Here is an 11,820-nt window from a genome sequence, read left to right as displayed (position 1 = left end):
GGCGGGATGACATTCATCGTGGAACTGCTGATCGCCTTTTTCCTGATTGTCTCGGGTATCTTCGGCTTTGTCGGGTCTTTTGGGATGATCAAGTTGAAAGACCCAATGTCCCGCCTGCACGCGCCGACCAAGGCAACGACCTTGGGGGTGGGTGGCGTGCTTTTGGCCTCGATCGCACATTCTGTTTTTCTGGAAGGAAAGCTGTCCCTGCACGAACTGCTCATCACGCTATTCCTGTTCCTGACCGCTCCGATCACGGCCCTGTTCATTGCAAAATGGCACATACACCGTCATGAAAAACCAGAAGACCTGCCGGATGCTGGCGAGGATGAGCTTTGGGCCACCCACGCCGTCGAGCAGGTCGAGGACGTCCCGGACCATAGCGCGAATTGAAACCTATGCATATTCCCCCACTGCCCCTGACCCGCGATCTGGTTCTTGTTGGCGGAGGTCACACCCACGCGCTGCTGCTGCGCAAATGGGGGATGAACCCTTTGCCCGGGGCACGGGTGACCGTGATCAACCCCGGCCCGACGGCCCCTTATTCCGGAATGTTGCCAGGTTACATCGCAGGGCATTATGACCGGTGGGAACTGGACATCGATCTTGTCAAACTGGCGCGTTTTGCAGGCGCGCGGGTCATTCTGGGCTCGGCCGACGGACTCGATACCGATCGTCAGGAAATCCATGTTCCCGGGCATCCTCCGGTTGGTTTCGACGTGGCATCGGTCAATGTTGGCATCACGTCGGACATGCCCGCAATGCCCGGCTTTGCGGAACATGCGGTGCCGGCCAAACCACTGGGGCCATTCGCGGCAAAGTGGGCCGCTTATCTGGAAGGCAGCGGCCCTGCCTCGGTCGTCGTAATCGGCGGTGGAGTCGCCGGGGTTGAACTGGTCATGGCGATGGCTCACGCGCTCAGGGCCAAAGGTCGGACAGCACAGGTTACACTGATCGACAATGCCTTCGCCCTGACGGCCACCAAACCCAAGGCGGCAGCGACGATCCGGCAAGCCATGCAGAATCTTGGTGTAGAGGTGATCGAAAACGCGGCAATCAGCCGGATCGCTTCGGATCACGTCGCATTGCAGGACGGGCGCACAATTCCCGCCAATTTCGTGACAGGTGCGGCCGGAGCCCGCCCGTATGACTGGATCGAGAAGACCGGGCTGGACCTTGAGGATGGCTTCATCCGGGTGAACAGCTACCTGCAATCCAGCGATCCCGTGGTTTTTGCCGCCGGTGATTGCGCCCATCTGACGGACAATCCCAGACCCAAGGCCGGAGTTTATGCAGTGCGCGAAGCGCCGGTTCTGTTCGACAATCTGCGCGCGGCGCTGGGGGCTGGGCGGATGCGCAAATTTGTCCCGCAGAAAGATTACCTGAAGCTGATTTCGCTGGGCGGCAAATCAGCGCTGGGTGAGCGGTTTGGGTTGTCCTACAGCGGAGCGATGATGTGGCAATGGAAGAACCACATCGACCAGACCTTCATGAACAAGTTCCGGGACCTGCCGCAGATGAGGCCCCCTGCGCTGCCGCGCGCACGTGCCGCCGGACTTGTCGAGGCGCTGGGTGAAAAACCGATGTGTGGCGGATGCGGTGCCAAAGTCGGGCGTGGTGCATTGCAGGTTGCGCTGAAATCGCAGCCCGCGCCCATTCGCCCGGACATCACCCCCCTGCCCGGCGATGACGCGGCTCTGCTTCAGCCAGGCGGAGTTCAGCAGGTCATGACTTCCGATCACCTGCGGGCTTTCACCAAGGATCCTGCGCTTATGACGCGTATCGCGGCTGTTCACGCCTTAGGCGATATTTGGGCCATGGGGGCCACGCCTCAGGCAGCCACGGCAACCATCATCTTGCCGCGCATGTCTTCTGCCCTGCAAAGCCGAACCATGTCGGAAATCATGTCGATCGCAGGAGCCGTCATGCGGGACGCCGGTGCCGAGATTGTGGGCGGACACAGCTCCATGGGTGACGAGATGACGATCGGCTTCACACTGACCGGGTTGTGCGAATCCGCCCCGATCACACTGGCGGGCGGGCAACCGGGGGATCGTCTGATCCTGACCAAACCCATAGGAAGCGGTGTTCTTATGGCGGCCGAGATGGCCGGCCAGGCCAATGGTGCCTGGGTCGCCGCAGCCTACCAGCAGATGGTGCAGCCGCAGGGCAAGGCGGCCCGCATATTGGCCGGGGCCCATGCGATGACCGACGTGACCGGGTTTGGTCTGGCCGGACATCTGCAAGGCATCTGTGACGCTTCCGGATGCGGGGCCATGTTGGACCTGGGTGCCGTGGACGTGATGGATGGTGCGCAGGAGCTGACGGACCGGGGTGTTCGGTCAACCCTTTTTGCAGACAACCGGGCAATAGCACCTGCCCTGCCCGCCGAGGGCAAAGCCGCCTTGATGTTCGACCCGCAGACAGCAGGCGGCCTGCTGGCCGCGGTCGCGGCAAAGGATGCCGATACCGTCCTGCAAGACCTCAAGAACGCTGGCTATCCAGCCAGGGCAATCGGCGAACTCACCGAAGCACCGGGGCTGCGTCTTCAAAGCTGATCCAGCAGGGTTTCGATCCGGGTCGCAGCCTCGCTCAGGCCGGTGTCGTTCAGAACGGCGATCTCAATATCGGCCAGCACCTCGACGGAACGAGACCGCCGCGACTTTGCGTATGCCGGGTCGTAATGCTGCTCCATCAGGGCCCGGGTCAGCACCTGTTTTTGACCTGCATTGATCAGCTGCATCCAACCATCCACAACTTCGTGCCCGCGATGAAAGCGCAGCGGCGACAACCGGTCCTTCAAACGGTCGCTGTCAGACAGGATGTCGTCATAGGCCTGAACGAGATAGGCGGTACGCGCCTCGAGCGGAGCCGAAATGTTCACCCTCGGGGCTGCGCACAAAGCGTTCCACAGGCTGGGTGGCAGTATCAGGCTGCCGATCTTGGAGGATTCCGCTTCGATGACAACCGGGCGCGCCGTATCCATCGCACAAAGCGCCCCAGCCAGAGCCGATTCAAAAGCTTTCTGGCTGGGCTGCCCGCCCGGTCTTTCCCCCAGCAGGGACCCTCGGTGATTGGCCAGTGCTTCGAGGTCCAGAACCTGCACCCCGCGTGACTGCAAAAGTGCCAGCAATTCTGTCTTGGCCGTTCCGGTATAGCCATCCAGCGCCACCAACCGATGTGGCAACGGATCATCGTACAAATACGCATTCACCAGCCTGCGGTAGGTGCGATAGCCGCCCTCGATCACATCCGCCCGCCAGCCGATCTGTTGCAGCATCCATGTGAACGACCCGGAACGCTGTCCGCCGCGCCAGCAATAGACCAGAGGGCGCCAGCTGCCTTCATGGTGGCTTAGATGTTGCTCGATGTGGTTGGCCGCATTGCGGAACACCAGAGCGGCCCCGAGTTTACGCGCCAGAAACGGGCTCTCCTGTACATACATGGTCCCGACACGGGCGCGTTCCTCGTTGTTAAGAACCGGCAGGTTGATCGCGCCAGGCAGATGATCTTCAGCGAACTCTGCCGGGCTGCGCACATCGATGACTGTGTCAAAACCATGAGCATAAAGCTGTGTCAGATCAGGAAAGTTCAGAGCCATGCCGAAGGTCTAGCTTGCCGCGTTTGCAAAGGAAAGGCCGCACGCCCTCACACGTGCAAAGGCTCGATCAGATCAGGCCCGCTGGCCCGGTTCGAGTTCACGACCGGATCAACGCGATGAAACGTCAGCACATCCTCTGCCCCCGGCTGCATCAGACGAGCAGCCCCCTTTCCCGCTTCACCCAGCCACAATGACCAGTGCTCGGGTTCAAGGATCAGCGGCATCCGATGATGGATGGTGCCAAGGTTTTCGTTGGCCGCCGTTGTCACGATGGCACAGGTGCCCTGACGGTTTTCATCCACCCCCCAGTCCTGCCAGATCCCTGCAAAAGCAATCGGGGCGCCATCCCTGCGATGGATGTACCAGGGCAAGCGCGTTCCCTCGTCCGTCTTGGTCCATTCGTAAAACCCTGTTGCGACAATCAGACAGCGGCGTGATCGGCAGGCATCGCGAAAGGCGGGCTTTTCCGCCAAAGTCTCGGCACGTGCGTTGATCAGCAACGGGCCGGCAGTTTCCGTCTTGTACCAATGTGGCAAAAACCCCCAGCGCAGCGCATCCAGATGACGGCCTGATTCACCACCCCGCACCACATGCACCTGATTTGTCGGACACACGTTGAAATTCGGGACGGTTGGCAACGCATTAGCCGGGCGCGCGGAAAACAGCTGCGCCATCGCGTCATTGGGAAGAGTTATTGCAAACCGTCCGCACATGGTAATGGACCACCGTTCCAATCCTGGTTCTGACACAGGACCTTACTGGATTGCATGGAAAACCAGAAAACGCGATCCCACAAGAGCAAAGCGGCGGCCTTTTGGGAGGCTGACAAGCGTCCACAGGTACTGAAAAGACCCCACGGGGGCTCAAAAAGTTCCCGAAGAACTCGGACTATCAAGCCTTTTCCGGCTTCGTTTTGACCGGGGTGAAGCTGTAAGGAAAGCCCTGCTCACATTTCACTGAAGCCTCGTGGACAAAGCCCGATGATCCGCAGTTTGCCGAGAAATCGGCGAACGCGCTGATACACACGGATCAGGTAACGCGTGCCTTGGCTGATACCCGAAAAGGAAATACAATTCCCAGACCACCGGGACCTTGTGCGGGTCATGGACGAGAGTAGGCGTGAGGGGGAAACTGGAGGTCAATTGCCCGGTTCACCACCCGCAAATTGGCCTCAAACTCCGACAACCCGGAAGTGCCTGCAAAAACGCGTGCAAGCTTGCCAACCGCCAGGGGTTCGTCCAAGTCAATCAGGGGCTGGCGCGAGGTCGCGGATCAGATCAAACCGATGCTTGACGGCCTGGGCTCGGAACTCTGGCCGGAATACGATTTCAGTTGATCCGTGGAAGCAAAAAAGCCGCATCATGATGACGCGGCTTTTGTCCTTTTCGAAAACAGAGTCACTTCTGCTTGATGCGCCCATCAACATAAGGCTGATACGGAGCATTTGCCGCCAGGTATTCCGCGGTTACATCCGCAAGATCCGGACCGAAATCATAGGCGTTCTTGTCATCGCCCTCGAACATCGAATACCCATCGCCACCATTGCGGACGTAATTGTTGGTTACGACCAGGTAGGTTTTGTTCGGGTCGATCGGAACAAACCCATCGCCCTCGGCGACCATCACATCAATGATACGCCCTTCGTTCGGCGCTACACTGGGATCCCAGGTAAATCGCAGGCCAGCGACCTGAGGAAAACGCCCCTTCACGTCTTCCACCTGACTGACGCCATTTTCCAGCGCGTCAATAACGGTCTGCCCGTTGATCTCAAAAGTGGACAGCGTGTTCTGGAACGGCAGCACGGTCAGCACTTCACCCATGGTCACGTCTCCGGGGTCGATAGACGCCCGCAAACCACCCGAGTTCGCGATGGCAATCTGTACACCCTGATCGGCAACCCGCGCCAGCATCGCATCAGCAACAAGATTACCCATCTGGCATTCCTGTACACGACATACAGAGCGGTCCCCCTCGATGGCCTCGGCCGCGCTGGCGACAACCTTGTTTCGGATTTCATCCAGAGGCTGAGCAAGTTCGGCGATCCGATCCAATGCGGCCTGATCCTCGGTCACGGTGTTGTCCATGATCAAAGGTTCACCAACGGCTTCGACCACATTGCCGTCGTCATCAAACGTGACGTTCAGTTCGCCCAGAAACTTGCCGTAGGCATAGGCTTGAACGATCTGCACACCGTTGACCACCGTGGGATACGGGCCCACGGCCTTGTCCGATGCATTCGAAAGATAGGTGTTCGAATGCCCGCCAACGATCACGTCGACCCCGCTTGTCTCTGCCGCGACACGCTGATCAACGCCATAGCCCGAATGGCTGAGCACGATGATCTTGTTGACGCCTTCGCCCGTCAGCTTGTCGACCTCGGCCTGCACCGCCGGTACCGGGTCTGAAAAGGTCACGTTGGGACCGGGCGACGCAAGTTCATGCGTATCGATCGGCGTCAGCCCGATCAGGCCAATCTGTTCGCCACCCACCTCGATCACGGTGGATTTCTTGATGTGGTCGGTCAGAAGCTCTTCGTCGCGAATATCGGCATTGGACATCAGGACCGGGAAATCGACCGAGTCGATAAAGCCACGCAGCACTTCCGGGCCGTCGTCAAACTCGTGGTTGCCCACGGTCATGGCGTCATAGCCCAGCTTGTTCATGAACTCGGCAGCGACCTTGCCCTTGTAATACGTGTAGAAAAGAGACCCCTGAAACTGATCGCCGCCATCCACCAGAATCGAATTGTCGGCACGATCACGTGCGTCTTTCACGGCAGTGACCAGGCGCGCCGATCCACCAAAGCACTTTCCTTCGGCATTGTCTTCCGCGTCGCATCCGCTGTCGTATTTGTTGATCGGCTCGAAACGAGAATGAAAATCGTTGGTGTGCAAAATTGTCAACTTGTAGTCGGCTGCCGCAACTCCGGCGGTCAGGCCCAGAACCGCGACTGAAGTCAAAATTCGGGTCTGCATCATGGTACTCCCAGTTGTTATTTGTGGTGATCGTGCGCGCATGACGGCAGAGAGTCAAAGAAGAAATCCGACTTGATTCCATCTTCGGCGCGGGGCATCAGGTCCGTATGCTGATTTACAAGATTTTCCGAGCCGAAGAGTGGGCCGCCTTGCAGAACCAGGGTGCCTCGGACGGCGCACCGATTGATGTCGCTGACGGGTTTGTCCACTTTTCCACCGCTGAACAAGCCGCTGAAACCGCAGCCAAACATTTTGCCGGTGTCGATGGTCTGGTTTTGCTGGCCTGTGACGCAGACGCGATGGGCGACGACTTGAAATGGGAGGTCTCGCGCGGGGGTGCCCTGTTCCCGCACCTTTATCGCCAGATCCGGATGAGCGATGTCGTCTGGTCACGCCCTCTGCCCTTTGACGGCACCGCGCACCAGTTCCCAAAGGACATGACATGACATCTTACATCGACCCGGACCGCGACCAGTTCGAGGCCTTCAAGGCATTGGATCGGGACATGCCGATCGAAATGCTCAATCTGGTGAAGTTTCGGGCCAAGGCGCAGTACCCAACCGCGCATGAGCTGGCAAATGCAGGGCTGACCGGAGCGCAAGCCTATCAGAACTACGGGGCAGAAACCGCTCCGATCATTGAACGTATCGGGGCGCGCATCCTCTGGCGTGGGGTGTTTGAAGCAACCCTGATTGGACCGGCGGACGAGGCATGGGATGTCGTTTTCATTGCCCGCTATCCGACGGCACATGCATTTCTGGAAATGGTCACTGACCCGGTCTATCGGGCGGCGGTGATCCACCGTCAGGCGGCGGTGGAAACGTCGCGCCTGATCCGATGCGGTTCAGGTGAAGCCGGGGCGACATTCGGATGAAACTGTTGGAGAAACTGGGCCTTGCCGCCCTGCACCGCATGGACCCCGAGACCGCCCACGGGATGTCGATCAAGGCGTTGAAGTCCGGGCTTGCACCCGCACCGGGGCCGGTAACGACGCCGCGCCTGAAAACCGTCGTTGCCGGGCTGAACCTGCCGAACCCGGTCGGGCTGGCTGCCGGGTTCGACAAAAACGGCGAGGTTCTGACCCCGCTGTCCCGCGCCGGGTTCGGTTTTGTCGAAGTCGGGGCGGTCACGCCGCGCCCGCAACCGGGAAACCCCAAACCCCGCCTGTTTCGCCTGACCGAGGACAGGGCAGCCATCAACCGCTTTGGCTTCAACAACGAAGGCATGGAGGTGATGGCCAAACGGCTGGCACACCGCCCCAAAGACGCGGTCATCGGCCTGAATCTGGGGGCGAACAAGGACAGCGAAGACCGCGCCGGCGACTTTGTCAAAGTGCTGGCCCATTGTGCCGAGTATCTGGATTTTGCGACCGTCAACGTGTCATCCCCGAACACGGAAAAGTTGCGGGATTTGCAGGGCAAAGCCGCACTCACCGCGCTTTTGAGCGGTGTGATCGAGACGCGCGATGCGCTGCCGCGCCCGTTGCCGATCTTCCTGAAAATCGCACCGGATCTCACCGAGGCGGAGTTGCAGGACATCGCCGAGGTCGCCCGCGAAACCCGGGTGGACGCTGTGATCGCCACCAACACCACCCTGTCCCGCGACGGTTTACGCAGCGCACACAAAGACGAAACCGGTGGTTTGTCGGGCGCCCCATTGTTTGAAAAGTCCACCCGTGTACTGGCGCGGCTGAGCAAACTGACGGACGGGGATATCCCCCTGATAGGCGTGGGCGGCATCAGCAATGCCGAGCAGGCCTATGCCAAGATCTGTGCCGGGGCATCGGCTGTGCAGTTCTATACCGCGATGGTGTATGGCGGCATTTCCCTGGCTGCCGACATCGCCGAAGGGCTGGATGACTTGCTGGCGCGTGACGGTTTTGACACCGTATCGCAAGCTGTCGGCAGCAAACGAGAGGATTGGCTGTGATCGAATACTGGCACAACCCCCGCTGTTCCAAATCCCGCGCCGGTCTGGCGCTTTTGGAAGAAAACGGTGCGCAGATCTCTGTGCGAAAATACCTGGAAGACGCGCCGTCATTAGACGAGTTGCGCGCTGCGCAATCCGCCCTTGGGCTGTCGCCCATCGAAATGATGCGGACGGGCGAAAAACGGTTCAAGGAACTGGGGCTGGCCAAAACCTCGCCCGACGAAGACCTGATCCGTGCCATGGCCGAAAACCCGATCCTGATCGAGCGGCCTTTGGCAATTGCCGGAAACAAAGCCGCCATCGGACGTCCGCCGGAAAACCTGTTGACGCTGCTCTAGGCGACCTGTGCCTCAAGCTTGGGATAGCGCCAGCCCATTGTCACGCCGCGTGCAATATTGAGAACCATCAACGCGGCCCACAGGCCGTGATTGCCGAAACTCGGCACCAGTATGAAAAGTGCAACCACATAGATCGCCACTGACTGAATCATCGCGTTGCGCATGGCGCGGGTCCAGGTGGCACCGATGTAGATACCGTCGAACATCCAGCTTGCCACTCCGATCACCGGGGCGATTGCAGCCCAGAACAGGTATTCGCGTCCGGCCTCACGCACTTGCGGTGAAGTTGACATCAGGTCGATCAGCGCCGGGCCGGCCAAGAAGAAAACCGTTCCCAGCAACAGCGCCCCCCCAACACCCCATTGCGAGGCCATGACCGAGGCGCGACGCACCTGATACCTGTCTCTGGCCCCGACTGCGCCTCCGACCAGCGCTTCGGCGGAAAAGGCAAACCCATCAAGCGCAAAGGCGGTGATTTCAAGAAATTGAAGCAAGACCTGATTGGCGGCCAGATTCACGTCACCCAGATCCGAGCCAACAAAAAGGAATGTCGTGAACGATCCGGTCAACAGAACCGAACGCAGCATGATATCACCGTTGACCTGCAACATGCGCCGCAGCCGGGCAGCATCGAACACCCGCGCCCAATCGCGCCAGATTCCGTCTGCGAACCCATCCCGGCAAAGCCATAACCCCAATGCCAATCCTGTCCATTCTGCAATCAGGGTGGCAATGGCAACTCCCTCGACCCCCCAGCCAAGCCCAAGAACGAACCACAGGTCGAGAACGATATTCAACCCGTTCATCCAGACCTGAAGGGCGAACACGCCGCGCGTACGCTCGACGGCAATCAGCCAGCCGGTAACGGCATATAACGCGATGGTGGCGGGTGCCCCCCAGATGCGAATCTCCAGGTAGGACCGGGTCAGGGCTTCGACTTCGGGGCTTGCCGGGGAAAGCGCGAACGCACCCGCAAACACGGCCACTTGCGCAAGGATAAAGAACAGCCCTGCCGCGCCTCCCAGGATCAGGCCGCGCATCAGCAGCGCCCGGGTTTCAACGATATCGCCTGCCCCGCGTGCCTGCGCCGCCATCCCGGTGGTTCCCATCCGCAGGAAACCGAAAATCCAATAGACTGTGGACAGGATCACAGCGCCGATGCCGACCGCCCCGATTGGGGCCGCCTCGCCCATCTGCCCGACCACGCCCGTATCCACCGCACCCAGAATGGGCACGGTGGCATTCGACAGGACAATCGGCACCGCGATCTTCAACACCCGCCTGTGCGTAATGGGCGCCGAGGCGTCCTGCACGGTCAGCTCTTGTCTCTGGGGGGTTGCGGCATCAGGAAATGTCCGGAAGCCTGCGCAAACAGTTTCGCATGATTGTCCTGCCAGGCTTCGACCCGGACCGAGGCATACCGCCGCCCAGATCTGCTGATAAAGGCACGCGCATATGCGTCCCGTGGAAGGCCCGAACGCAGGTAGTCGACGGTAAAGTCGATGGTTTTGGGAAAGCGGATATTCGGGTCGGTCACAATGGCCTCTCCGTCGATCTCGCCACTTTCGATACGCGGGAACAAATGCTCCCAACTAAGGGTAATGACAGCGGTCACTTCGAGGAATGCCGCGGTTACACCGCCGTGAATCGCAGGCAGGAACGGGTTGCCAATCAACTTGTCATCGAAGTTCAGAACACCGGTCAGTTCATCCCCGCGCCGGTCGAAGCTGATATTGAGAAAGCGGATGTAAGGCACACCGTCAACCAGCGCACGCAACGCTGCATCGCGTCGCTGCTTGACCACCTGCATTGGTTCGGGACGAGGTCTTGCCATGTTATTTCCCCTCAACCGTAAAAGACCCCGAGGCCGTGGACACCGGCAGGTCCTTGTCGTCGTCCATAGCCGTCGCTCGTACAAAAGCCACGTTCCGCGTGATGTGATAGCAGACGGCGTGCGCCGTAACCGTCTGACCCGGTGTCGCCGCGCGCATGTAGTCAATTCGCAGGTCGATCGTGGCTGTCCCGCCGGGGGCCGAGGGGTGGCTCATCACAGCAGCACCGCAGCAAGTGTCCAGAATTGTGGAAATCGCCCCACCGTGAATCACCCCTGTGCGCGGATCACCGATCAGATCCTCATTGTAGGGCAACGTGATCTCTGCCTCGCCCTCGCCGATCTGCGTGAGCTTGAGGTTCAATGCCCGCGCGTGGGGGATCGCCTCGATAAACTGGCGGGCTAAAACTGTCTTGTCGACCATAGGTTTGCGTCCTGTTCTCTGCCCGTCCTTTATGAGCCGCTGTTTCCGCAAAGGGCAAGCCCACCTGTTGCGCTCGGGATCGGGACCGCCTAGGTTGCTGACAAGGAGATCGGGAATGTCCAACAACCGTTTGTCATTCAAAGAGATGTGCGCCGAGTTCGACGTGACCCCGCGCACTCTGCGCTATTACGAATACATCGAACTTTTGCAACCGGACCGTGAAGGTCGGTCCCGGTTTTACGGCCCGCGTGAATGCGCGCGGATGAAACTGATCATGCGCGGCCGCAAGTTCGGATTCCCCCTGGAAGAGATTCGCCAATGGCTTTTGATCTACGAAGATCAGGGCAATGAGGCGCAAATGGCTACGTTCGTCGAGATGGCGGATCGCCAGATGAACGAGCTTCAGCAGCAGCGCCAGCAACTGGATGAAGCCATGGACGAACTCAAGCGTCTGCGCGACCAGACGGCCAAGTCGTTGGGATAGCCGCGCCTTCCGAGTCCGAAAAACCAAATTTATCACCCTGAATCCGCGCAAACAGATGCGCAGTGTTTCCGCAATTGCGACTGCTTTGGCGGGAAAAACCGCATGACGTAACGGAAAGAAAATTGCGTCAGACCATGCTTACGTGACCGGATGTTACGTCAACTTCGAAATGACGCAGCGTCTGGATTACGTAAACGTCACTCTCGTGTTGTAAAGCGCGTATCAACTGCGCAACTCA

13 protein-coding genes are annotated in these 11,820 nt (G+C 59.5%); 7 read left to right on the top strand and 6 right to left on the bottom strand.

All coding sequences use genetic code 11. The features are described 5' to 3' along the window. Positions 1 to 6: 6 nt before the first annotated feature. The gene (locus tag AC2FF8_RS18270; RefSeq protein WP_170347219.1) at positions 7 to 393 is read left to right on the top strand and encodes a Na+/H+ antiporter subunit G; all 387 of its coding nucleotides are present in this window, start codon (positions 7 to 9) and stop codon (positions 391 to 393) included. A 5-nt stretch (positions 394 to 398) separates the two neighbouring features. Next, positions 399 to 2,558: a selenide, water dikinase SelD gene (gene selD, locus AC2FF8_RS18265; RefSeq protein ID WP_496880398.1), complete on the top strand. Its 2,160-nt coding sequence runs from the start codon at positions 399 to 401 to the stop codon at positions 2,556 to 2,558. On the opposite strand, the gene mnmH is transcribed toward selD, so the two are convergent. The 3 genes from mnmH to AC2FF8_RS18250 all read right to left on the bottom strand — a co-directional run bounded on the left by mnmH (position 2,549) and on the right by AC2FF8_RS18250 (position 6,576). Further along, a complete protein-coding gene (mnmH, locus tag AC2FF8_RS18260) occupies positions 2,549 to 3,601 on the bottom strand; it encodes a tRNA 2-selenouridine(34) synthase MnmH (protein ID WP_496880397.1) in 1,053 nt (350 codons plus the stop codon). The genes selD and mnmH overlap by 10 nt on opposite strands. A gap of 47 nt (positions 3,602 to 3,648) precedes the next feature. After that, a complete protein-coding gene (locus tag AC2FF8_RS18255; RefSeq protein ID WP_170347222.1) occupies positions 3,649 to 4,314 on the bottom strand; it encodes an SOS response-associated peptidase in 666 nt (221 codons plus the stop codon). A 684-nt stretch (positions 4,315 to 4,998) separates the two neighbouring features. Continuing rightward, positions 4,999 to 6,576: a bifunctional metallophosphatase/5'-nucleotidase gene (locus AC2FF8_RS18250; RefSeq protein WP_170347223.1), complete on the bottom strand. Its 1,578-nt coding sequence runs from the start codon at positions 6,574 to 6,576 to the stop codon at positions 4,999 to 5,001. A gap of 107 nt (positions 6,577 to 6,683) precedes the next feature. On the opposite strand from AC2FF8_RS18250, the gene AC2FF8_RS18245 reads away from it, so the two are divergent. The 4 genes from AC2FF8_RS18245 to arsC are packed head-to-tail and all read left to right on the top strand — an operon-like array spanning position 6,684 to position 8,843. Further along, on the top strand, positions 6,684 to 7,022 hold the full coding sequence (locus tag AC2FF8_RS18245) for a DUF952 domain-containing protein (protein WP_170347224.1): 339 nt from the start codon (positions 6,684 to 6,686) through the stop codon (positions 7,020 to 7,022). Beyond that, positions 7,019 to 7,450, top strand: a complete 432-nt coding sequence (locus AC2FF8_RS18240) for a DUF1330 domain-containing protein (RefSeq protein WP_480684724.1) — start codon at positions 7,019 to 7,021, stop codon at positions 7,448 to 7,450. Before AC2FF8_RS18245 ends, AC2FF8_RS18240 begins: the two co-directional genes overlap by 4 nt. Next, positions 7,447 to 8,505: a quinone-dependent dihydroorotate dehydrogenase gene (locus AC2FF8_RS18235; RefSeq protein WP_496880396.1), complete on the top strand. Its 1,059-nt coding sequence runs from the start codon at positions 7,447 to 7,449 to the stop codon at positions 8,503 to 8,505. The genes AC2FF8_RS18240 and AC2FF8_RS18235 overlap by 4 nt, the downstream gene beginning before the upstream one ends. After that, positions 8,502 to 8,843, top strand: a complete 342-nt coding sequence (arsC, locus tag AC2FF8_RS18230; RefSeq protein ID WP_496880395.1) for an arsenate reductase (glutaredoxin) — start codon at positions 8,502 to 8,504, stop codon at positions 8,841 to 8,843. Before AC2FF8_RS18235 ends, arsC begins: the two co-directional genes overlap by 4 nt. Here the strand turns inward: arsC and AC2FF8_RS18225 are convergent. The 3 genes from AC2FF8_RS18225 to AC2FF8_RS18215 are packed head-to-tail and all read right to left on the bottom strand — an operon-like array spanning position 8,840 to position 11,098. Further along, the gene (locus tag AC2FF8_RS18225; RefSeq protein ID WP_480487035.1) at positions 8,840 to 10,156 is read right to left on the bottom strand and encodes an MATE family efflux transporter; all 1,317 of its coding nucleotides are present in this window, start codon (positions 10,154 to 10,156) and stop codon (positions 8,840 to 8,842) included. The two genes, arsC and AC2FF8_RS18225, sit on opposite strands and share 4 nt — an antisense overlap. 2 nt (positions 10,157 to 10,158) lie before the next feature. Beyond that, positions 10,159 to 10,677: a PaaI family thioesterase gene (locus tag AC2FF8_RS18220; RefSeq protein WP_496873705.1), complete on the bottom strand. Its 519-nt coding sequence runs from the start codon at positions 10,675 to 10,677 to the stop codon at positions 10,159 to 10,161. A gap of 1 nt (position 10,678) precedes the next feature. Next, entirely contained in the window at positions 10,679 to 11,098 is a 420-nt protein-coding gene (locus AC2FF8_RS18215; RefSeq protein ID WP_496880394.1) for a PaaI family thioesterase, read from the bottom strand. A 115-nt stretch (positions 11,099 to 11,213) separates the two neighbouring features. Here AC2FF8_RS18215 and AC2FF8_RS18210 point away from each other — a divergent pair, with 115 nt between their 5' ends. After that, positions 11,214 to 11,582: a MerR family transcriptional regulator gene (locus AC2FF8_RS18210; protein ID WP_152457425.1), complete on the top strand. Its 369-nt coding sequence runs from the start codon at positions 11,214 to 11,216 to the stop codon at positions 11,580 to 11,582. Positions 11,583 to 11,820: the final 238 nt, after the last annotated feature.

Source organism: Ruegeria sp. YTSA144 (genome assembly GCF_059610125.1).
This window is presented reverse-complemented; position numbering and strand designations above follow the sequence as displayed.

What these genes read in the sequence shown, in the direction of transcription:
- AC2FF8_RS18210 (WP_152457425.1), top strand. Translation starts at nt 11,214, where the DNA reads ATGTCCAACAACCGTTTGTCATTCAAAGAGATGTGCGCCGAGTTCGAC.
- AC2FF8_RS18245 (WP_170347224.1), top strand. Translation starts at nt 6,684, where the DNA reads ATGCTGATTTACAAGATTTTCCGAGCCGAAGAGTGGGCCGCCTTGCAG.
- AC2FF8_RS18235 (WP_496880396.1), top strand. Translation starts at nt 7,447, where the DNA reads ATGAAACTGTTGGAGAAACTGGGCCTTGCCGCCCTGCACCGCATGGAC.
- mnmH (WP_496880397.1), bottom strand. Translation starts at nt 3,601, where the DNA reads ATGGCTCTGAACTTTCCTGATCTGACACAGCTTTATGCTCATGGTTTT.
- AC2FF8_RS18220 (WP_496873705.1), bottom strand. Translation starts at nt 10,677, where the DNA reads ATGGCAAGACCTCGTCCCGAACCAATGCAGGTGGTCAAGCAGCGACGC.
- selD (WP_496880398.1), top strand. Translation starts at nt 399, where the DNA reads ATGCATATTCCCCCACTGCCCCTGACCCGCGATCTGGTTCTTGTTGGC.
- AC2FF8_RS18255 (WP_170347222.1), bottom strand. Translation starts at nt 4,314, where the DNA reads ATGTGCGGACGGTTTGCAATAACTCTTCCCAATGACGCGATGGCGCAG.
- AC2FF8_RS18250 (WP_170347223.1), bottom strand. Translation starts at nt 6,576, where the DNA reads ATGCAGACCCGAATTTTGACTTCAGTCGCGGTTCTGGGCCTGACCGCC.
- AC2FF8_RS18215 (WP_496880394.1), bottom strand. Translation starts at nt 11,098, where the DNA reads ATGGTCGACAAGACAGTTTTAGCCCGCCAGTTTATCGAGGCGATCCCC.
- AC2FF8_RS18240 (WP_480684724.1), top strand. Translation starts at nt 7,019, where the DNA reads ATGACATCTTACATCGACCCGGACCGCGACCAGTTCGAGGCCTTCAAG.
- AC2FF8_RS18270 (WP_170347219.1), top strand. Translation starts at nt 7, where the DNA reads ATGACATTCATCGTGGAACTGCTGATCGCCTTTTTCCTGATTGTCTCG.